The 21524-nt window shown below is 29.5% G+C and carries 21 protein-coding genes; 2 read left to right on the top strand and 19 right to left on the bottom strand.

The window, feature by feature from the left end:
• The 16 genes from gmk to RWQ74_RS05610 all read right to left on the bottom strand — a co-directional run bounded on the left by gmk (nt 1) and on the right by RWQ74_RS05610 (nt 16693).
• A complete protein-coding gene (gene gmk, locus RWQ74_RS05685) occupies nt 1-621 on the bottom strand; it encodes a guanylate kinase (protein WP_314397312.1) in 621 nt (206 codons plus the stop codon).
• Nucleotides 622-755: 134 nt separating this feature from the next.
• Nucleotides 756-1082 (bottom strand): AzlD domain-containing protein, encoded by a 327-nt coding sequence (locus RWQ74_RS05680; protein WP_314397311.1) that lies wholly within the window; start codon nt 1080-1082, stop codon nt 756-758.
• A complete protein-coding gene (locus RWQ74_RS05675) occupies nt 1069-1776 on the bottom strand; it encodes an AzlC family ABC transporter permease (RefSeq protein WP_314397310.1) in 708 nt (235 codons plus the stop codon). Before RWQ74_RS05675 ends, RWQ74_RS05680 begins: the two co-directional genes overlap by 14 nt.
• 30 nt (nt 1777-1806) lie before the next feature.
• On the bottom strand, nt 1807-3465 hold the full coding sequence (locus RWQ74_RS05670) for an NFACT RNA binding domain-containing protein (protein WP_314397309.1): 1659 nt from the start codon (nt 3463-3465) through the stop codon (nt 1807-1809).
• A 268-nt stretch (nt 3466-3733) separates the two neighbouring features.
• Nucleotides 3734-4498: a TerC family protein gene (locus RWQ74_RS05665; protein WP_314397308.1), complete on the bottom strand. Its 765-nt coding sequence runs from the start codon at nt 4496-4498 to the stop codon at nt 3734-3736.
• Between the two features lie 12 nt (nt 4499-4510).
• Nucleotides 4511-5272, bottom strand: a complete 762-nt coding sequence (locus RWQ74_RS05660) for an iron ABC transporter permease (RefSeq protein ID WP_314397307.1) — start codon at nt 5270-5272, stop codon at nt 4511-4513.
• The gene (locus RWQ74_RS05655; RefSeq protein ID WP_314397306.1) at nt 5272-6165 is read right to left on the bottom strand and encodes an ABC transporter ATP-binding protein; all 894 of its coding nucleotides are present in this window, start codon (nt 6163-6165) and stop codon (nt 5272-5274) included. The genes RWQ74_RS05660 and RWQ74_RS05655 overlap by 1 nt, the downstream gene beginning before the upstream one ends.
• Nucleotides 6166-6289: 124 nt before the next feature.
• A complete protein-coding gene (gene brnQ / locus RWQ74_RS05650) occupies nt 6290-7624 on the bottom strand; it encodes a branched-chain amino acid transport system II carrier protein (RefSeq protein ID WP_314397305.1) in 1335 nt (444 codons plus the stop codon).
• Nucleotides 7625-7911: 287 nt separating this feature from the next.
• Nucleotides 7912-9963, bottom strand: coding sequence for a type I DNA topoisomerase (topA, locus tag RWQ74_RS05645; protein WP_314397304.1), 2052 nt, complete (start codon nt 9961-9963; stop codon nt 7912-7914).
• A gap of 77 nt (nt 9964-10040) precedes the next feature.
• The gene (gene map / locus RWQ74_RS05640) at nt 10041-10802 is read right to left on the bottom strand and encodes a type I methionyl aminopeptidase (protein ID WP_314397303.1); all 762 of its coding nucleotides are present in this window, start codon (nt 10800-10802) and stop codon (nt 10041-10043) included.
• An 11-nt stretch (nt 10803-10813) separates the two neighbouring features.
• Complete coding sequence (locus RWQ74_RS05635) at nt 10814-11581, bottom strand: TIGR01457 family HAD-type hydrolase (protein ID WP_314397302.1); 768 nt, start codon at nt 11579-11581, stop codon at nt 10814-10816.
• A 141-nt stretch (nt 11582-11722) separates the two neighbouring features.
• The gene (locus RWQ74_RS05630) at nt 11723-12499 is read right to left on the bottom strand and encodes a phosphotransferase family protein (protein ID WP_314397301.1); all 777 of its coding nucleotides are present in this window, start codon (nt 12497-12499) and stop codon (nt 11723-11725) included.
• A gap of 226 nt (nt 12500-12725) precedes the next feature.
• Nucleotides 12726-14126, bottom strand: coding sequence for a dipeptidase PepV (gene pepV / locus RWQ74_RS05625; RefSeq protein ID WP_314397300.1), 1401 nt, complete (start codon nt 14124-14126; stop codon nt 12726-12728).
• Nucleotides 14127-14140: 14 nt separating this feature from the next.
• Nucleotides 14141-14848, bottom strand: coding sequence for a 16S rRNA pseudouridine(516) synthase (locus RWQ74_RS05620; protein ID WP_314397299.1), 708 nt, complete (start codon nt 14846-14848; stop codon nt 14141-14143).
• Between the two features lie 5 nt (nt 14849-14853).
• Nucleotides 14854-16479 (bottom strand): oligosaccharide flippase family protein, encoded by a 1626-nt coding sequence (locus RWQ74_RS05615; RefSeq protein ID WP_314397298.1) that lies wholly within the window; start codon nt 16477-16479, stop codon nt 14854-14856.
• 31 nt (nt 16480-16510) lie between these two features.
• Nucleotides 16511-16693, bottom strand: a complete 183-nt coding sequence (locus RWQ74_RS05610) for a hypothetical protein (protein ID WP_314397297.1) — start codon at nt 16691-16693, stop codon at nt 16511-16513.
• Between the two features lie 233 nt (nt 16694-16926).
• Between RWQ74_RS05610 and RWQ74_RS05605 the strand changes: the two genes are divergently transcribed.
• Both RWQ74_RS05605 and glnA read left to right on the top strand, forming a co-directional pair.
• Nucleotides 16927-17310, top strand: a complete 384-nt coding sequence (locus tag RWQ74_RS05605; protein ID WP_314397296.1) for a MerR family transcriptional regulator — start codon at nt 16927-16929, stop codon at nt 17308-17310.
• A gap of 33 nt (nt 17311-17343) precedes the next feature.
• Nucleotides 17344-18681, top strand: a complete 1338-nt coding sequence (gene glnA, locus RWQ74_RS05600; RefSeq protein WP_314397295.1) for a type I glutamate--ammonia ligase — start codon at nt 17344-17346, stop codon at nt 18679-18681.
• Nucleotides 18682-18778: 97 nt separating this feature from the next.
• Here the strand turns inward: glnA and trxA are convergent, their stop codons facing one another.
• The 3 genes from trxA to RWQ74_RS05585 all read right to left on the bottom strand — a co-directional run bounded on the left by trxA (nt 18779) and on the right by RWQ74_RS05585 (nt 21096).
• Nucleotides 18779-19084 (bottom strand): thioredoxin, encoded by a 306-nt coding sequence (gene trxA, locus RWQ74_RS05595; RefSeq protein ID WP_314397294.1) that lies wholly within the window; start codon nt 19082-19084, stop codon nt 18779-18781.
• A gap of 83 nt (nt 19085-19167) precedes the next feature.
• Entirely contained in the window at nt 19168-20772 is a 1605-nt protein-coding gene (groL, locus tag RWQ74_RS05590) for a chaperonin GroEL (RefSeq protein ID WP_314397293.1), read from the bottom strand.
• A gap of 48 nt (nt 20773-20820) precedes the next feature.
• Nucleotides 20821-21096 carry a co-chaperone GroES gene (locus RWQ74_RS05585; protein WP_314397292.1) on the bottom strand — a complete coding sequence of 92 codons (276 nt, stop codon included), beginning with the start codon at nt 21094-21096 and terminating at the stop codon, nt 20821-20823.
• Nucleotides 21097-21524 lie beyond the last annotated feature (428 nt).

Genomic DNA, 21524 nt, shown 5'->3' with positions numbered 1-21524 from the left:
CTACATTTCTTCTAATTCTAATAATGCTCTTCTATATTTCATCTCTATACGTTCACGTTTCAAGTGTTCACTCAGTATAATAGCCCTAATTCTTTCTACAGCTTTATCCACTTCGTCATTTTCAACAACATAATCATATAAGTGCATCATATTAATTTCTTTTTTAGCTTTTGCTATACGTGATTCTATTACTTCATCACTCTCAGTTCCACGACCTTTTAATCTTTCTTTAAGGTCACCAATACTAGGTGGTGCTAAAAATATAAATAAAGCATCCGGAATTTTACTTTTTACTTGTCCTGCACCTTGTACTTCAATTTCTAAAAATATATCTTTCCCTTTATCCATCGTCTCCCTTACATATTTAACGGGAGTTCCGTAATAATTATCGACATACTGAGCATATTCTAATAACTCACCTTGTTGAATTAAAGATTCAAATTCTTCTTTTGTCTTAAAGAAATAATCAACCCCGTCTACTTCACCAGGTCTCATACCTCTTGACGTCATTGAAATTGAATATTCGAAGTCAACATCATTACTCTCAAAAATTCTTTTTCTAACAGTACCTTTACCTACTCCTGAAGGTCCTGAAAGAACTATTAATAATCCTTTCTCCATTTTTCGTATCCTTCTGTTATGTTTTATTATCTTTTTATGATACCATAAATCGGAAAAAATTTAAACTATAAACATGTATATTTAAGTTGTAAATTAATTTGATAATATTTTCTTAAAATTCTCGATTTTTATTTTTAAAATACAAATCTAATAATTGCTAGTGAAACTATTCCTACTACAACTATCACCAAAAGACTCTTAGAAATGATTGCACTTAATACAGTAGGTAGTGAAGCGAGTAGGTTTTCATAATTTATTTGAGGAAATTCCCCTATCTTTTGAATAAATAGACTATCGAACCATAAAGCCGACATTATAACAATCGGTACAAAACTTAGATACTCTATAACCGGTTTAGGTAAATCGAATTTCTTCAATAATACGAATGGAAGTACCCGAGATAACCGAGTAACAATTGAACATCCTAATATTGTTAATATTATATAGTTAGTAGATAACATTTTTCAATACCACTCCTATCGCACATCCTATTAAAGTAATCACTATAATTAATAAATTACTTGGAATAAAAATCATTCCAAAATATACTAAGAAGAATACAACAACAATTACTAGAAATTGTACTTTTTTCTTAATAGTAATATCTGAAATAACTTGTAAATATAACAATCCTATAAACATCGCTACTAGAGCAAAATCTAAACCTAGTACCTTAGGATCCTTAACTATTCCACCTAGTAATGCACCTAGTATCGATGACAAAACCCATGTAATATAAGATACTAGGTTTGCAGTATTAAACCATTCACAAGTCAGCCTTCCATTAGTATAATTTTGTTTGTTCATTCCTAAAGCAAAACTCTCATCAGTCAAAAAAGTACCAATTATAATATTCTTAAATACACTATATCTCTTGAAAAATGGAGCTGTTGCCATGCTCATTAATATCATTCTTGAGTTAACTAGAAATGTTGCCAAGACAATAGAGAGTATAGGAAAGCCACTAGAAAGCATACTTATAATTATAAATTGAGCACCACCTGCGTATACAAATAATGACATTGTACCAACAAAGAAAGGATTAAGTCCAACCGAACTCGCAATAATTCCAAAGACTAATCCTATACCTATATATCCAAAAACTGTCGGTAATGTGTCTTTTACACCAGCCTTTACATCTAATTTATCATTCATATGTTTACCTTCCTTGACTATTTAATTGTTTTATTTTATCAAAAGCTCTCCTATAAGATCTTTATCAATTTTTTGTTTAACTGTTTTTTGCCCGGTATAAGTTACTAAGCCCGGTTTAGCACCAGAGATTTTTTTTACATTTTTAATTAACGTTCTATCAACATTAACATACTCTTCATTTTTAAACTTCGAATAATAAGCAGCTAACATTGATGCAACTTCTATCGTTTCTTCACTAGGATTACTATCAAAGATTACCACGTGACTACCAGGAATATCTTTAGCATGAAACCATAGATAATCACGTCTTGCTAATTTATTAGTAATAGCATCATTTTGAAGATTATTTTTTCCAACATAAATGGCAGTATCATTATGATTAATTACAAAATAATTACTCTTATTCTTTTTCTTATTGACCTTAATTTTTTCTTTTAATGTACCATTAGCAATTAATTCTTCTTTGATTTCCGCTATGTCCGTTTTATCAGCATTTTCAAGTTGAAATTTAATTGTCTCAAAATATCCTAAATCCTGTTTTGCAATCTTAATTTGTTCGATTAGATTCTCAATCGTCCTCTTATTCTTTTTATATAAGTCAAAATACTTCTCTGAATTTTTCTCAATAGTTAGATTTGGATCTAACTCAATCTCAATATCCGATAAATCTTCACTATAAAAATTTTGCAATGTTACAATCTCTGGTATTTCTTTTTTAAATAAATAAATATTTGAAATTAGAAGTTGCCCTTTTAATTTATAATCATCTCTATTATTAGCTTGTTCAAGTTCATTTTTTAATATATCAATTTTCTTATTTAATCTATTTATTTTAGAATTAACAAAATTGAAAAGTTTTTTGTCAGTATTTTTATTTATTGACTCTCTTGCTATATCCATATAGTAGTAATCTAATAATTGTGACAATGATTCAAAATCTCTACTATACTCTTTAACTTCAAAGAAATAAAAATCCTTCTTATTATTCTCTTCAAGTAAAACGGGTTTAAAGTAATTATTGAATTTTTTACAAAAGCTAATAAATGAATTTTTTAAATCTTCTTCCGAATTTTTTTCAAAATAATTATTCAGTAATGCAGAAACACCATAGAAACTTTTCATTAAGAATTTCTTATCATCTATAGAAAACTCAATATCACTATAGCGACTAAAGTCAAAGGGATTAATTTTTTCAGCTGTCGGAGGAAGCGTATATTTCATATTAGATATAGTCGATCTCTTATATTCAAGGCTGTAACTATTTTTTAAAGACTCTAAGATAATATTATCTTCATTAGTTAATATTATATTTGAGTGTTTACCCATTAATTCTGAGATTAGATAATAATACTTTTCATAACCTAAATCATCAAAGTTTTTAATTTTAAAAATTACTATTCGATCATTATTAACTTGATTAATCTCTAGTATTATTCCACCTGTTAAATACTTTCTAAGTACTGAACAAAAATTCGAAGGTGTTGAAGGATTTTCAAAACTATTATTTGTTAACTGTATTCTAGATGCACTTGAATTTGCAGATAAAAACAATTTTAAATTCTTTCCTTTTCTAACAGAAAATACAAATTCATCTGCCGATAAATTATTTATTTTATTTATACGACCATTTAATATATTTTCTTCTAATTCTTTCACCATTTTTCTTATGAAAAAACCATCAAATGCCATTTTTATCCTCCTCGTGTTTTAATATATAATTTTAAATTATATCATAGATATCAATTTGTGTATACGAAAATAAGAAACATACAAATACTAAAAAAGGAGTGACTCGACAAAATCGTGATTTCTTAAGAAACAAGATTTTGTCGAGTCATCCCCGCAAAGTTTATTAGATATCTAAGCAAATTTAGATATCAATAGACCACTGCGTCTATGGGTTATAATATACACTTTTTTAAAATTTAGGACTTTTGAATCAGCCCCCCATAAAATATTATTTAGTTTCAAATCTTTTTGAAACTAATACTCCCCACACTAATAATCCAAGTAATACTACCCAGAAAATAACAGTCCAAAGTGTGGAATGTGGAAAATCATGAGGGATAAGTGCTAATTTCTCATGAGCAGCTGCAATTACAAACAGTTTAATACCTACCCAACCAACAATAAGAAATGCAGCGATTTCTAAACCCGGTTTAGTTTCTAATACTCTTATAAATATATTTGCTGCATAACGCATGATAACTACACCAACAAAACCTCCAATTACCATTACAGTAAATTGACCAAGGTTAATTCCTCCAATAGATGTTTCAGAAATATGAGGCAATGTTATCGCGATAGCTACAGCAGCTAAAATTGAATCAATCGCAAAAGCTATATCAGTAAGCTCGACTTTTATTACAGTTGCCCAAAAACCACTTTGTTTTTTAGGTTCAGCGATTTCTTCAGTTTCATCACCTTGTTTTCGTTTATCAAAAAATTCTTTAATATGCGCACCTGCCATATATATCAAGTATAAACCACCTAAAACTTGAATTTCCCAATACTGTGCTAAAATTGTAATTAAGAAAATCGCTATTATTCTAAATATCAGCGCTCCTACAAGACCGTACATCAATGCATGCTTTTGTTCTTTAGGCGGCAAATGTCTAACCATAACAGCTAGAACAATAGCATTATCAGCTGATAATAAGCCTTCTAATAACACTAAACTTAACAATACTATTACATATTGAATTAATATCTGTGAATCCATTATTATCTCCTTCTATCCTATTATTTTTTTCATCAATCTAACAATAACTATAACAATCACCAATCCTATCATGTTTAACACTAGCGGTAAAAAACTACCTAGATTAAATGTAATATTTTGATTTAATAGATTAAATGATTTCGTAAAGATAATTAATACACTATTATCTACTCTAACCGCCGGAACAGATAAGCGTGCTTTAATCATATTCGCTATCACTTCGCCTCCTATAAAATATAAAAGTGAAAATGAAATCGCTAGATTTGTATTATTAAATAATGTTAAAGCTAATAAGAAAATAAGATTAGCAAACACGAATAATAAAACTAACATTGTAGCATATGCTCCTGAGGTACTAACATTCATCATTACTGCTTTTAGTTCTTCAAATATACTTCTCTTACGTAAGAAAATTATTCCTACAAAACATGCAATTACTATAACATAGTAAACTAAAAAATAAATTAAATTTGCTAAAATAGCAGAAATATCACGAATACTTTTCTTTCTTCTCATAATTAAAAATACACTGACTTTTGAAATATAATCTTCTCTATATGAATATATGTAATTTAATCCCATAATAAAAATCACTAAAACTAAATTCACCTTCAATATTATTGAAAATATAATATTTAATATTGACATATCATAATATGTAGCTAGTGTATCAACTTTATATACAAATGCAAAGTTAATTAATGCTAAAATAATTAAAAATAAATAATTGAATTTTCGTCTAAATAACTTACCAAATTCTACCGCAAATAGCATTATAGATCAGCCTCGCCCTCATATAATTTAATTTTTTCGCCAAGATTTCGAATTTGAAATACTTCTATATCATTTTTTAGCAATGCATAGACTACTTCTTCAAGGACATCTTCTCTTACTACTATCTCATTACTATGATAAATAGTAAATTGATATCCCTCTAAAATTTTATCTAAATTAGCATGACTAGAAACATTGATAGCCGTAAGTTGTTTCAGTATCAATAGCTCTTCCAAACCTCCAAAGTATGATCTAATTCCATCTGTAATAACCAACACTTTATCAGCAATACTATTATGTCTATTAAGCATTGTATCTAAAATAATAACATTAGCATTATTTGATTTATCAAGAATTAACTCACTTATCGCCTCTTTATCCTCTAATGTTAAATGTTCTTCAGTATTATCAACAATTAAAACATTTTGATCTACTAAAATTGAAAACAGAATATGAAATTTTGTTACTTCATTTGATTCTAAATCTTTATATTTTCTACTAGAATTTAAGTTTAAAAATTCTAAATCCCCCACTAACTCTTCTTCAGAAGCTTTTATATTAAATAGAGACAATGCCTTTTTCAAATTTTTTAATAATGATAAGTCATTATAAAAACCAAAATCTTTAGTAAATAAAAGTCTCTGTTTATTTATACTCTCGTCATCAAAAAGAATTTCACCTTTAAATTTAGTTCTTTGTCTAAATGAATCTTTTAATAATTCTAAACTAGCAGAACTATTATTAACAATAGTTAATATTTCTCCTGTTTCAACTTTAAAATCAAGTTCTAATATTGTATCTTTTTTTATTTTTTTTCTATATTCTTTAAATTCTATAACCATTATTGCTCCTATAAAAATAACACTCGTATAGTAATCTGTTATTATATTCATTTTATCTCTTTAAATATTAAACTACATCTTATAATAATACCATTGCTTTAACTTATTGTCAAAAACAATATTCAAAAAAAATAAAAGATGATAGAAGATTTTTCTCCTACCATCTTACGTGTAGTTATTTATTTTCTTTTACAAAGAATGTTAATACAATTCCAAGTACAAATCCTACTAATGCATAGTTTAACCATGCAAAATCAGCTGGTACTGGAAGGAAGTTTACTTTAGCTAATGTATTATCTACTGCGGGTACTGCAAGTTTGAATGTTGAAGCTACAGTAGAATATAAACTAAATAATCCAGTGAATAAAACTGTACAAACATAAACTACTTTTTTACCACCAAAGAAGTTGTTTAAAAATCCTAGTAAAATTAATACCATTGTTAGTGGATATAATAAAACAAGTACTGGAACAGCTCCTTGGATGATTGCTGCTAATCCGTAGTTACCTACTGCAAAAGAGAATAATGTTAATGCAATAGCATAAGTCTTATAACTAACTTTATCGTAAAGTCTTACGAAGAATGAAGCACAAGCTGTTACTAATCCTACACTTGTAGTTAAACAAGCTAAGAATACTATAACGAATAGTAATAATTTACCAATATTACCAAAGTAATATGTTGTAGCTCCAGTTAATACTCCAGCACCAGTTTTTTGTAATCCTAAAACAGAAACCGATGTAGCTCCGATATTAGAGATAAATACATATACTAAAGCTAATAATAAAGCTGCGATAATTGCAGATTTAGCCGTATTATTAAATACTTCTTGTTTTGTTTTTGCTCCATAAAGTTTAACAGAGTTAATAACAATAATTCCAAACACTAATGATGCTAAAGCATCCATTGTATTATAACCTTCCATAAGACCATTCGTAAATGCCAAAGCAGTAGTTTGATATGCTTTTGTAGGCTCTTGTGCAGTACCCATAGGTCTAACTAACGACGCTATGATTAAAACAACCATTGATAATAATAAAACTGGAGTAATTACAGTCCCAATTCTATCTACTAACTTATTTGGGCTTATCGCTAACCATAATGTTAACCCCATAAAGAATGCTAAGAAAATTGCTTGAGCAATCGTAGTATTTTCTGGAGCTACAAAGCTTGATAATCCTAATTCATACGTTGTTGTCCCTGTTCTAGGTATTGCAAAGAAAGGTCCAATAGTTAAGTATAATAAAGTTGTAAAAGTTACACCGAATACTTTCCCTGCTCTACTTGATAAATCTAATAGGTCTTCAGCTCCTGAATACCCCATTACAATAACTCCTAATAGTGGTAACCCCACTCCCATAATAATAAAGCCAATCATCGCTGTAGGTAAGTTTGTTCCAGCGTTTTGTCCTAAGAATGCTGGGAAAATTAAATTACCTGCCCCAAAAAATAATGCAAATAACATAAGTCCAATTGAAACATATGGATTTTTCTTCAAAAATTTTAACATGTCATCTCCTCCAAATTATTTTATTTTTTTAAGTATGTTATATACAATAATATATTTACTATGTTTTGTCAATAGATTTTTAAAAAATATTTCTTTTTTGTTGGATAAAAGTTTTAATTTTTCTGACAATTTAAGATATAAATAGAAAGTGTTGCGTTTACAATTGAAATTTATCAATAATATGATCATTTACACGAAATTATTATAATAATTAAAATAAGATTTTTTGTAAAAACAAAAAAGATTTAATAATTGAAATCAACTATCAAATCTTTTTTATAATTATTCTATTTTTTTAACTCTTCTTTATAGTCACAGCGTGCACATTGAACACCTTTTTTTCCTTCATACAAAATATTCTCACATTTCGGACAATTTCTATTTATAGGTTTATCCCAAGAAACAAAATCACATTCTGGAAATCCTTCACAACCATAGAATAATTTTCCTTTTTTAGATTTTTTCTCTAAAATTTCGTGTTTCTTACATTTTGGACAGACTACCCCTACCTTCTTTTGAATAGTATTTGTATATCTACAGTCAGGGAAGTTAGAACAAGCAATAAACTTACCAAATTTACCTAATTTAAATACAAGCGGTGAAGAACACTCTGGACAACTTTCTCCAGTAAATTCTTGTTTAATTTCTACTTTTTCCATTTCAGTTTCTGCTTTTTTAACATCTTTTCTAAAATTTCTATAGAAATTACATATAGTTTTTTCCCAACCTACTTTACCTTCTGCTATATCATCTAATTGACTCTCAAGATTAGCTGTAAACTTAGTATTTATAATATCAGGGAAATATTGTTCTGTTATTTTACTAACTAACGTTCCTAATTCTGTTGGTGTAAATACTTTATTTTGCAACTTAGCATAATATCTCTTTTGCAAAGTATCAACAATTGTAGCATAAGTTGAAGGACGTCCTACTCCCAGTTCTTCAAGTTTAGCTATTAATTTTGCTTCTGAATATCTTGCTGGTGGTTGAGTAAAATGTTGTTCTTCTTTTATTTCTTTGACTTTAGCATCTTCCCCAACCTCAAATTCTGGGGCAAGTTTTACTTTCTCTTTTTCCTTCAATACCGCTAAAAAACCATTAAACAGTAACTTAGAATGTGAACCTCTATAAACAACTTTATTATTTTCAAACGTTGTTGTACTTGTTTCATAAACTGCAGCACTCATACAACTAGCTAAGAAGCGTTCCCATATAAGTTTATATAACTTATATTGGTCATTTGATAAGTATTCTTTAATACTATCTGGCGTGAAATTAACATTTGTAGGTCTAATTCCTTCATGGGCGTCTTGAACATTCTTGCTTGATTTTCTAGCTTTAACTGCTGATGCTAGATATTCTTTACCAAAATTGTTTAGTATATAATCACTAGTCATTTTAACAGCTTCATCAGAAACCCTCGTAGAGTCCGTTCTCATATATGTAATTAAACCGGTAACTCCACCTAACTTTTTAAGGTTAATACCTTCATACAATTCTTGAGCAACACTCATAGTCTTACGTGTTTTAAAGTTAATCTTTCTTGAAGCATCTTGTTGCATTGTAGAAGTAATATACACATTCGGTGCATTACGATTTTTATTAGTTTTTGTTACATCGATAACTTTAAATGTCTCACCTTTTATCGCTTTTCTTATTTTATCTACATCTTTTTTACTTTCAAGTTTAAGTTTCTCACCTTTATAAGAATAGAAGTTAGCTGTTAAGACTTTTCTATTTTTTATAAAATCAATTGGCATAGACCAATATTCTTGTGGAACGAATTTTTGAATTTCTTCTTCTCTATCAACAATTAACTTTAGAGCTGCATTTTGCACTCTCCCTGCAGATAGCTTTGGTTTTACTTTTTTCCAAAGTACAGGAGAAATGCTATATCCAACTAAACGATCTAATATTCTTCTAGCTTGCTGTGACTGAACTAAATCAGTATTTATCTTACGTGGATGCTTTATCGCATCTTTTACCGCGTCTTTTGTTATTTCATTAAAAACAATTCTGTTATCAGAATTATTATCTAATCCTAAAATATGTGCAATATGCCAAGCTATTGCCTCTCCTTCTCTATCGGGGTCGGATGCTAGGAATACTTTCTTTCCTTTGGCTTCTTTTTTTAAAGACTTAATTACATCGCCCTTCCCTCTTATAGAAATGTAATCAACATCTACATTTCCATTATCTAGTACTTCCACTCCCATTCTACTTTTTGGAAGATCTCTTACATGACCTTTTGAAGATATTACTCTATATTTTTTCCCTAGATATTTTTCAATAGTTTTTGCCTTAGAAGGAGATTCGACTATTACTAAATTTTCTGCCATTTTCTTCTCTCCATAATTTTATAATAAGTAGTATCTTAAAACATTTTTATTAACTTGTCAACTTTTTCCATTAAAAATTAATCAATTTTAGTCAATATTAATGGTTCAGCATTCTCTCTAACAACAATCGTATGTTCATATTGAGCAATATATGAACCATCATTCGCTACTAATTCCCATTCGTCTCTATCTGAATTTCCTACAGTTTTAGCTTTTGTTGAAACGAATGGTTCAACAGCTAAACACATACCATCTTTTAAGATTAGATTATCCCATGGATCAAAATAATTGAACACATGTTGTGGTTCTTGGTGTAATGAAGTCCCAATCCCATGACCTGTTAAGTTTTCAATTACTTCTAGTTTATGTTCTTTTATTTTCTTATGTATATGTTTACCTATTTGGTTAATTTTTCTTCCAGCTACAGCATGCTTGATTCCTTCATAGAATGCTTCTTTAGCGACTTCACATACTTTTTCTTTCATTGGATCATCTACCTTACCAACAACGAAAGAAATACCTGTATCAGCATAATAGCCATCTTTACATCCTGATACATCTATATTAAGAAGATCACCATCTTTTAATATTTTTGTACTAGATGGAATCCCATGGGCTGCTTGATAGTTTAATGAAATACATGTGTATCCTGGAAAATCGTACTCAGTAATTGGCGCAGATTTCGCTCCATGTTTTTCAAATAATTCTTTAGCGATATTGTCTAATTCTTTTGTTGAAACACCTGGCACTGCTTTTTTAACCATTTCATCGCGAATAGTAGCACAGATGAAACCTATTTCTTTCATTTTTTGTAATTGTTCTTCTGTTTTAATAATCATGCTTTCTCCTTTTATTTAACTAGTTCGAATAAATTTTTAATAGAATAAGTCGGTTTATGCTCTTTAGTTTCTAGATCTTCTACACTTGTGACACCTGTTTGAACATGAATTGTATCTATTCCACCGTTAATACCAGACATAATATCTGTATCGTAGTTATCTCCAACCATTACAATTTCATCTTTACTGTAGTTAAATAGATTCATTGCAGATTCCATAATAATTTTACTAGGTTTACCTATAAATGTAGCTGGTGTAGAAGTTGCATATTCTAAATACTTAACTTGTCCACCATTACTTGGCACAAAGCCATTAGCTGTTGGTAATAACATATCTGGATTAGTTCCAATAAGTTCTGCTCCATTTAATACTGATCTTGCTGCAGTAGCAAGTTTATCGTAAGTAAGTTTTCTATCAAGACCTACTACAACTGCGTCAACACCTTCTTCATTTTCTTTTTGATTAAATGAACTTAAAGTGTTTTTCAGTCCACTTTCACCTATTACATATAAATTTTTATATCCTTTACCTTTAAGATAAATTTTAGTAGCATCACTTGATGTAAATACGTGCTCTTCTGATGTATCTATATCAAAATTCTCTAAGTGTTCAGCAACCTCTTTAGGTTGTCTAGTTGAATTATTTGTTAAAAATAAATAATCTATATTATTTGCATTTAGATAATCAACAAACTCCTTTGCATATTCTATCTTTTTATCACCATTATAAATAGTGCCATCTAGGTCTATTAGATATAATTTATATTGTTTTATACTCATTCTATCTCTCCATTAATTTCATTTCTCATAATATATTCAAATATTAGTTTCTTCTATAAAGAATAAATTACGCAACTATTTCTATTTTACACCGATTATAAAAAAAATAAAAGCATTAATTAGGATTTTCCTACTTAATGCTTATATAAAATCGTTAAAAATACTATTTAAAAAGACTAGCCACGAGTTCATTTCTGATAATTGTTTCTTCTCATGATACCAAACTATCATTATGACAGACTGTAGAGTTATATACCATTTTAGTCTATTTCTATATTTTATTGTCGGTTCTTGTCCATAAATTTTTAACCATTCGTTCCATTCATTTTGTGGAATATATCGATATAATACAAATGAAATATCAATAGCAGGGTCACAAAGTATAGAGTGCTCCCAATCTACTAAAAACAACTTGCCTTGATCTGAAAGTAACCAGTTATCTTTATGTAAATCTGTATGACATGGTGTATATTCTACATCATCATCAGGTAAACATTTTTCTAAGTAATTAAGTGCATCGACTATATTACTGTTTTTTCGAAGTTCATCAGCTATAATCGATTTTAAATTATAAAGAGAACTAGCTGCTGTTTCTTCACTATATCCTTGAGCTTTCATAATTTTTTTTAATTTAGATGAACCATGTACTTTTTTTAAAATCTCAGGTATACGTTTATCTGTCATATCTTCCGTATTTAACGTCCTACCATGTTCAAAGTCTTGCGCGATTAATACATCTCCATTACTAATACGCTTAGTCCATCTTAATCTAGGTACTATACCTTCGGCTGAAAGAGTTGCTATCATCGGAGTAGTATTTTTTTTAATGAAGTAACGTTGATTATCTCTTGAACAAAAATAATCTTCTTGATATGCTTCATCTAAAGTCCAGCCCATCTGATAATATTCTTTAGACATATTCTATACTGCTCCTTTCTCCAATCTCTTTTTAAAAATTATAATGCACTATATATTTTACATTCTTTAACCATTTTTTTCAAGATGCTATTTTTTAACTAAAATTAAAAATCTCAAAGATATTATAATTTATATATACAAAAATTAGAATTAATATCTTTGAGATTGCTTATTATCTTATTTTTTACAAAATAAACATTATATCAAATAAATATTTTTATAAAATTTATTGTTCACAACAAAGTTTGTAAATTCCCTCTGCGTAAATAGCTGTAGCTAATAATAAATCTTCTATTTCCAAATATTCATTAGCTTGATGCATTGTATCTTCTTTACCGGGGAAAAGTAATCCAAATGCAACACCTTTTTTAAGACAACGTGCATATGTTCCTCCACCTAATACAAACGCATCATTTTTAGTATCCCCTGTATGTTTTCTATAAACATCCATTAATGTAGTTACTAATTCATCATCTTTTGGTACATAGTGTGCTTCTTTAGTACTTGTAACTTCAATATCAATATTGTCTACCTTAACTTCATACAATCTAGCCACTAAATCGAATTTTTTAGGATGGCGACAATCTGTTGATACAATACCTATTTTTTTCTCTAAATCATAATCTAGAACACCGTAATTATATGTAGCTTCTCCCATTTCATTGTCTTTATAATCAATCCCTAATTTTTCACCAAACGGATCATTAGCAAGTTTTGCTACTATATAATCTACGAAGTTTTTACCATTATTATCTAATCCTAATGTACTTAAAAATTCTGCTAATTTTGTTGCACCATTTATTCCATATTGCGGTGTTGAACCATGTGCAGCTTTCCCTTTAAGTGTAAGTTTAATTGTATTTTCTACACTAACTTTTCCTTCAAGTTTCTCTTGAGCTAGGAACTTTTCAAATTTTTCTTTAATATCTGTTACTTCACCAACTAATTCAGCCTCTGCACTTGCAATAACCATATTAAGAACTTGTCCACCATTAAACTTAACAAGTTTATAATTATACGCTCCATCTTCTTCCACAAATTTTAATTTGTGATCAAAAGTTGCTCTAGCTTTTTCGGCATATACTAACGGGAACATTGCGTCTGGAGTGAAACCTGATGCTGGTTGTTCTTCATGTTTAAAATATGATTCAACACATCTAAAACCAGTCTCTTCATCACTTCCTATAATAAGCCTAATACGCTTATTCCATTTCACACCAAGTTTATCTAAAAGTTTAACAGCATAATAAGCTGCCATTGTAGGCCCCTTATCATCTAATGATCCACGTGCAAATATCTTACCATCTCTCACTTCTGGTTTGAATGGATGGCTAATCCAGTCTGCTTCAACTACTGGTACTACATCAACGTGTCCAAGGATACCAAATATCTCTTCTCCTTCTCCGACTTCTATGTGACCAGCTTTATTTTCTACTAATTTAGTTTTGTATCCATCACGTTCACCAAAAGATAATATTAAATCTAATGCTTCTCTTGGTCCACTACCAAACGGTGTTTCCTCTGTTATATCAGTTCCTAAAATAGAACGTACACTTAATAACTCAAATAAATCTTTAAGCAGGTCCTCCTTATGATTTAGAACCTCTTGTTTAAAATCGATATTCATTTTATATCCCTCCGTTATTTATTTAATTTATCTAGTTCTTCATTTGTTAAGTGTCTATATTCACCTAATTCTAAATTTTCATCTAGTATTAATTCCCCTATAGATATTCTTTTTAAATATGTTACTGTCGTCTCTAGTGATTTCATCATCCTTTTTACTTGATGAAATTTTCCCTCTGTTATGTATATATTTGCTCTACTTTTATCCTCGCTACTTTCTAATATTTCTAAACGTGCGGGTTTACATTTATATCCATCTTCTAGCATAACACCAGCTTCAACAATTGATAGATGCTCTTCTTTAAGTTCTCCACTTACCTCGACATAATATTTTTTTACTACATCTTTCTTAGGAGAAATCAATCTATGAGCTAACTCTCCATCATTTGTCAGTAACATAAGCCCTTCAGTATCCTTATCAAGTCTACCTACTGGAAATACCTTATAAATGCGATCTGCTTCTTTTAAAATATCCACAACTGTTTTCTCAATCGCATCTTCTGTTGCAGATACAGTATCCTTAGGTTTGTTCATCATAATATAAACATATTTTTGATAAACTAACCTATTTCCATTCACCATCACCTGATCATTTATTTCATCAACCTTATAATCAGGACTCTTTATTAAAATATTATTAATTAATATTCCCTTTTTAATAATTTTTTTCGCTTCTGCTCTACTTAGTGTTGTATTTGAGCTAATAAATTTGTCTAGCCTCACTATGCTTATCTCCTTAACTTTCTTAAAGATGAAATTTTAATCTTTCTACCAAATAAGTATTCATCAAACTTCATCATAGTTATACTGATGAAATAAGTAATACCACCAAAAATCGCACATATCATAATTAAAATCATACTTGAAATTTTTGATTCAATAACAAAATTAGTCAGTATCGATTCATAAATAGCAGCAACTGTAATAAACATAGTAAAACAACTACATAAAATCATAAATAATCTCGAAATGAACTCAAAAATTCTAAGTCTCACTTCAATATTAATAATTACTAAATTAATTATTATCATTACTAAAAAAGTTACTATTGAAGATAAAATCACACCATTTGTCTCAAATTTAATTACAAACGGAGTAATAGTTAAATATTTAACTACTAGACCGACTATAATAGCTACGAAATTTAAAAGTTGTCTATTTACAGCCTGCATAATTATACTAGTTAAACTATATATTGAATATAATACCGCTAGCGGTAGATAAACCCTTAATAAAGTAGCATTTTCCAAACTTCTACTATAAAAAGCCGAGTAAATAGGATCAGCAAGAACAAACATTCCTACAAGCGCCGGTAATACAATCAGCATTAAAGATAAAATCACTTTATTAATTTGACCACTAACACTTACACGCTCTCCTTGCGCAAATAATCTAGTTATCGAAGGTAGAAATGTACTAGAAAATGCCGGAGCAATAGCTACAGCAATCATTACTACTTTATTAACAAGTTGTAACGCTGAAAATTTTCCATCTACTATATCAGCCTTACCTATTCGTGTCATTCCGTGAATAAAATTATGCTGATCTATTATATTCAATATCGGAAACAATCCTACTATAAAAATAAATGGAATAGAGACAGAAAAGAATTCTTTTATCAAACTACTTGTTGAAATATCCAATTGAACTTCATCTTCTTCTTTGTTAAAATCTAGATTCTTTCTATATCTAGAATAAAAAAAGAAGAGTGTAATTAAAGAAAAAACAGCACCAACTGCCGCTGCAAATGTGGCACTAACATTTCCTTCAACTACTCCATAACCTAAAACTTTCATAATAAAATAAGTAGCACCTAGCATAAATGCAATACGAGCTACTTGCTCAATAAATTGGCTCAACGCTGAAGGTAACATTATTTCATGTCCTTGGAATAAGCCTCTAATACCTGCTGATACTAAAACCAACGGTACACCAAAACTTAAACTTTTAAGAACTAACGCTCCTTCTTGTGGAGTAAATTTTTGTTGATTACTTATAAGAATTTGATCCGATATAAATCCTGAACCAAAAAATAAGATACAAAATCCAACTATTCCCATAACCACTAGTAGCCAAGACCCTAGCCTATAAATTCTGCGGCTGACACTATAAGCTCCGACTGCATTATATTTGGCAACCAATTTTGCTATAGCAAGAGGTGTCCCCGCACTAGATATTTCTAGTATAGTAGCATAATAACTATATCCATAGTTAAACAAAGCCATTTGTTCCTCTCCACCTATTATTTGATAAAAAGGAATAAGATATATTGCCCCTAAAATTTTTGTTAAAATTAAACTTAAACTAAGTATCGCGGTCCCTTTAAACAAGGAATCTTTTTTCAAAATTTTCACATCCAAACTTAATATTTAATTGTAATATTTATTATAAGTATAAATACTGATAGCAATATACTAACGCAGTAACTAAACTATACGCAGCTACCAATTTCAATACTTTATCCATGCGTCTTCTTTTTATTTTATTATTCGCAACTAAAACTATGTACGAACCTAATAACAATACAAATGTTAAAATAAAAACTATAACAGATAAAAATATCGCCATACTATCATCCTTTCTTTTTAATATAACTTTATTTTATCATGATTTCAAAAAATTTTAAACATACTTTCTCAGATAATTACAAAAAAATTAATATGTCTGGATATTAGATTTACATAATATCGAATTTGTTAGATTTTATAACATACACTTTATTTTCTTACTTTTTTTTGTTATCATACTATATAGATATAAAATATTTTTATTTCACATAATCTAATTAGAGAGGTACTAGTATGGGATTCAAAGAACTACAAAAAAATCTTCCAGTTTTTTCTATAAGTGTAGTAACAAAAATTACACAACTCACTGCAAGACAGATAAGATATTATGAAGAAAAAAAACTCTTTACTCCAAAACGTACTGAAGGTAATACCAGGCTTTTTTCTTTTAATGATATCGATAAACTGTTAACAATAAAAGATCTACTTACAAAAGGTTTCAGTTTAAAAGCTATCGATGAAATTATTAACCAAAAAGAAGTATCTGCTGAAACAACACAAATTAGACAGATTATCCATAATGATATTTTTGCAGGACCAAACGGATTACCAAGAGAACGCTCTATAGGACGCGGTGATTTATCTAGATTTTATAACAATAAAAAAAATAAATTTTAATGTTAGATTTTTTTACATAAATAAGGAGACGCCATGGCTAAAACTATTACTAGAGAAGAGATTATCAAAACAATCAAAGAAGAAAACGTTAAATATATTCGATTACAATTTACTGATATTACAGGAACTATTAAAAATGTAGAAGTGCCAGTAAGTCAAATCGATAAGGTATTAGATAACAACATGATGTTTGACGGATCATCAATTGAAGGTTTCGTAAGAATTGAAGAAAGCGACATGTACCTTTATCCAGATTTAAACACTTTCTTAGTGTTCTCATGGGATAGTGAATACGGTAAAGTAGCTCGTTTCATCTGTGACGTATATACTGCTGATAGAAAACCATTCGCTGGAGATCCTCGTGGTAATTTAAAACGTACACTTGAAAGAATGAATAAACTAGGATTCGATACATTAAATCTAGGACCAGAACCAGAATTTTTCTTATTCAGACTTAAAGAAAATGGTGAACCAAGTTTAGAACTAAATGACAATGGTGGATATTTTGACCTTGCTCCAGTAGACCTTGGGGAAAATGTACGCCGTGATATAGTTCTTGAATTAGAACGCCTTGGCTTTGATATTGAAGCAAGTCACCACGAAGTAGCACCTGGACAACACGAAATTGATTTCAAATATGATGATGTTGTTACAGCATGTGATAATATTCAAACATTTAAACTAATTGTTAAAACTATCGCTCGTAAACACGGTCTTCATGCAACATTTATGCCAAAACCAATATTTGGTATCAACGGTTCTGGAATGCACTGTAATGTATCTCTATTCAGTAAAGGTGAAAACAGTTTCTACGATGAGAATAGCGATAATGGTCTAAGCGAAGTTGCATCACAATTCATAGCAGGTATTTTAAAACACGCTCGTAGTTTTACAGCTATTTGTAATCCTACTGTAAACTCATACAAACGCTTAGTCCCTGGATATGAAGCACCATGTTATGTAGCATGGTCTACGTCTAATCGTTCTCCTTTAGTACGTATCCCTGCAGCACGTGGTAAATCTACTCGTGTTGAAGTTAGATCTGTTGACCCAGCTGCAAACCCATATTTAGCAATGTCTACAATCTTAGCAGCTGGTTTAGATGGAATCGAAAATAAACTTACTCCTGCAGCTGAAGTTAGAAGTAATATTTATGTAATGACTCGAGAAGAGAGAGTTGCTAATGGTATAGATGAATTACCATCTACACTATATACAGCGCTTAAAGAATTATCAACTTCTCCAATTATGAAAGACGCTTTAGGAGATCATATTTTCTATAACTTTATAGAAGCTAAGTCTATCGAATGGGATTCATTTAGAACTCAAGTTACCGACTGGGAAATTGATCAATATTTAAAACATTACTAATTTAATAAAAAGAAGGAATGGCTTAATCACAAGCTATTCCTTCTTTTATTTTTGCTAAAAAAAAGCTACAGGATATTAATTCCGTAGCTTTTTTCTATTAGAATTTAGATAGTAATTCTAATAATGCTTCTTTTGGTTGGTATCCAGTTTTCTCTTCTAATACTTCACCATTTTTCATAATTAATAGTGTAGGAATTGACATAATTCCAAATTCACCAGCAGCTTCTTGATTTTCATCTACATTAATTTTGTAGAATTCTATGTTAGTTAATTCATTAGAAACTTCCTCTAATACTGGCGCTAACATTTTACATGGACCACACCATGGTGCCCAAAAGTCAAATACTTTTACACTATCAGTTTTTGATAATTCAAAAAATTCTTTATCTGTAATTTCTCTCATTGTTTCAATCTCCTTTAAAACTTATAAATTTATTTTATAATATCATTGCCAATTATTCAAATTATTTGTTTTAACTATTAGTTTTACATCATTGGCATTTGTGGTTGCATTGGTTCATCCTTTGAAACATCTGCTACCACAGCTTCTGTTGATAAGAATAAACTTGATACACTCGCCGCATTTTGTAATGCAGAACGAGTTACTTTCGTTGGATCTACTATACCAGCTTTAATCATATCAACCCATTCTTCAGTAGCAGCATTGAATCCATACCCTACTTCTACTTCTTTAAGCTTAGCTACAATAACACTACTTTCTAATCCAGCATTTTCTGCAATTTGACGAACTGGGGCTTCTAAAGCTTTTTTGATAATATTAATTCCAGTTTGTTCATCACCTGTTGCTTCTAATTTTTCAACCTCAGAAATTACCTGAACAAGAGCAGTTCCCCCTCCAGGAACAATACCTTCTTCTACTGCAGCTCTCGTAGAATTTAGAGCATCTTCAATTCGAAGTTTTCTTTCTTTTAATTCAGTTTCTGTTGCTGCACCTACTTTAATTACAGCTACTCCTCCTGATAATTTCGCTAATCTTTCTTGTAACTTTTCACGATCAAATTCAGAACTTGACTCTGCATAAAGTGCTTTAATCTGTTGTGTTCTGCTTTCAATCTTTTCTTTATCACCTTTACCACCAACAATAACAGTGTTGTCTTTAGTAACATTAACTTTAGCAGCTTTTCCAAGCATTGTTATGTTAGCATCTTTTAATTCCAAACCTAAATCATCGGTAATTAATGTTCCGCCAGTTAATATAGCAATATCTTCTAAAATAGCTTTTCTTCTTTCTCCAAATCCTGGAGCTTTTACTGCAACAACATTAAATGTACCACGAAGTTTATTGACAACAAGTGTAGCTACTGCCTCTTGTTCAACATCGTCTGCAATAATTAATAAAGGTTTAGCTGCTGCAACTACTTCTTCTAATACCGGTAAAATCTCTTGAACTGCATTAATTTTTTTATCAGTAACAAGAACATATGGATTGTCTAAGTCAGCAACCATTTTTTCTGTATCACTTACCATATACGGTGATAGATATCCTCTATCAAACTGCATCCCTTCTACGACTTCTAAAGTAGTATCTAATGCTTGAGATTCCTCAATGGTAATAACACCATCATTACCTACTTTATCCATAGCTTCTGAAATGAATTTTCCGATTTCTTCATCAGCAGCTGAAATAGCTCCTACTTGTGCTATTTTATCTTTAGAATCTACTGTTACACTAATCTCACGAAGACGTTCTACTGCTACTTTTACCGCTCTTTCCATACCTTTTCTTATACCGATAGGATTAGCTCCGCTTGTGACATTTTTTAATCCTTCCGTTATCATAGCTTGAGCTAGAATAGTTGCAGTAGTTGTACCATCCCCTGCTATTTCATTTGTTTTATTAGCAACTTCAGCCACTAATTTTGCACCCATATTTTCATAAGGATCTTCTAATTCTATTTCCTTGGCAATAGATACCCCATCATTTGTTATTAATGGTGATCCAAATTTTCTATCCAATACAACATTTCTTCCTTTTGGTCCTAATGTAATTTTGACAGCATTTGCCAATTTATCCACACCAACTTTCATCGATTGGCGAGCATCTTCTGAAAATTTTAATTCTTTAACCATGTTTCCTCCTAATTTTCATTAACATCACTTTTTGAAAAAGTAACGGTGTTAATCTTCAATAACGGCTAGAACTTCTTCTTCATTTACTAAATAGTACTCTTCATTTTTAAAATTAACTTTTTTATAATTATCTGAAAATACTACTTTACTTCCTGCAGTAAGTTCCCCATCATTATCTTTTGATAATAAACAGCTTTCTCCTAAAGCAACTACAATTGCAATATTTGAAGTTTCTTCTTTAGAAGCTAAAACTATTCCACTAGTTGTTGCTTTCTCCTCTTCTACTTTTTTTAATAATACATTATCAAATAATGGTTTAATCATATTAATAACCTCTTATAAAAATTTTATTTTTATTTTTCATTTCTACTGAAATCTATAATAAAACAAAAGTCAAGAAAAGTCAAATCATAAAATTTATAATTTAAATATACTCATTATTCTCTATCATTTAAAATAAATATTTAACAAAATTTTTTATAATCAGAAACATATTTTAAAATAGAATAAAACGATAACAACACTATTTTAATCATTTTTTTAATGCTTATTATTTTTATATTATAGCATTATATGTTATAATGCTATTTGTATAATATTATAATTTTAATTATACGGAAAAAATTTAAATATTAAAAAATATTAATCAGGAGGAAAATATATGAAATATGTAGTTGTTGGAACATCTCACTTCGGTTACGAAGCTGTTCAAACTATTTTAAAAAACGAACCTAACGCTGAAATCCACTTAT

The organism is uncultured Gemella sp., from assembly GCF_963525165.1.
Taxonomy (GTDB): domain Bacteria; phylum Bacillota; class Bacilli; order Staphylococcales; family Gemellaceae; genus Gemella.
Note: the sequence above shows the minus strand (reverse complement) of the source record. Positions and strands in the feature narration are given on the sequence as shown.

Excerpts from the sequence above, each read along its gene's own strand:
- RWQ74_RS05680 (WP_314397311.1), bottom strand. The coding sequence starts at position 1,082 with ATGTTATCTACTAACTATATAATATTAACAATATTAGGATGTTCAATT.
- trxA (WP_314397294.1), bottom strand. The coding sequence starts at position 19,084 with ATGAGAGAAATTACAGATAAAGAATTTTTTGAATTATCAAAAACTGAT.
- RWQ74_RS05635 (WP_314397302.1), bottom strand. The coding sequence starts at position 11,581 with ATGAGTATAAAACAATATAAATTATATCTAATAGACCTAGATGGCACT.
- RWQ74_RS05585 (WP_314397292.1), bottom strand. The coding sequence starts at position 21,096 with ATGATTAAACCATTATTTGATAATGTATTATTAAAAAAAGTAGAAGAG.
- RWQ74_RS05655 (WP_314397306.1), bottom strand. The coding sequence starts at position 6,165 with ATGAATATAATAACAGATTACTATACGAGTGTTATTTTTATAGGAGCA.
- groL (WP_314397293.1), bottom strand. The coding sequence starts at position 20,772 with ATGGTTAAAGAATTAAAATTTTCAGAAGATGCTCGCCAATCGATGAAA.
- RWQ74_RS05660 (WP_314397307.1), bottom strand. The coding sequence starts at position 5,272 with ATGCTATTTGCGGTAGAATTTGGTAAGTTATTTAGACGAAAATTCAAT.
- topA (WP_314397304.1), bottom strand. The coding sequence starts at position 9,963 with ATGGCAGAAAATTTAGTAATAGTCGAATCTCCTTCTAAGGCAAAAACT.
- RWQ74_RS05605 (WP_314397296.1), top strand. The coding sequence starts at position 16,927 with ATGGGATTCAAAGAACTACAAAAAAATCTTCCAGTTTTTTCTATAAGT.
- RWQ74_RS05675 (WP_314397310.1), bottom strand. The coding sequence starts at position 1,776 with ATGAATGATAAATTAGATGTAAAGGCTGGTGTAAAAGACACATTACCG.
- glnA (WP_314397295.1), top strand. The coding sequence starts at position 17,344 with ATGGCTAAAACTATTACTAGAGAAGAGATTATCAAAACAATCAAAGAA.
- brnQ (WP_314397305.1), bottom strand. The coding sequence starts at position 7,624 with ATGTTAAAATTTTTGAAGAAAAATCCATATGTTTCAATTGGACTTATG.
- map (WP_314397303.1), bottom strand. The coding sequence starts at position 10,802 with ATGATTATTAAAACAGAAGAACAATTACAAAAAATGAAAGAAATAGGT.
- RWQ74_RS05610 (WP_314397297.1), bottom strand. The coding sequence starts at position 16,693 with ATGGCGATATTTTTATCTGTTATAGTTTTTATTTTAACATTTGTATTG.
- RWQ74_RS05665 (WP_314397308.1), bottom strand. The coding sequence starts at position 4,498 with ATGGATTCACAGATATTAATTCAATATGTAATAGTATTGTTAAGTTTA.
- pepV (WP_314397300.1), bottom strand. The coding sequence starts at position 14,126 with ATGAATATCGATTTTAAACAAGAGGTTCTAAATCATAAGGAGGACCTG.
- RWQ74_RS05630 (WP_314397301.1), bottom strand. The coding sequence starts at position 12,499 with ATGTCTAAAGAATATTATCAGATGGGCTGGACTTTAGATGAAGCATAT.
- gmk (WP_314397312.1), bottom strand. The coding sequence starts at position 621 with ATGGAGAAAGGATTATTAATAGTTCTTTCAGGACCTTCAGGAGTAGGT.
- RWQ74_RS05670 (WP_314397309.1), bottom strand. The coding sequence starts at position 3,465 with ATGGCATTTGATGGTTTTTTCATAAGAAAAATGGTGAAAGAATTAGAA.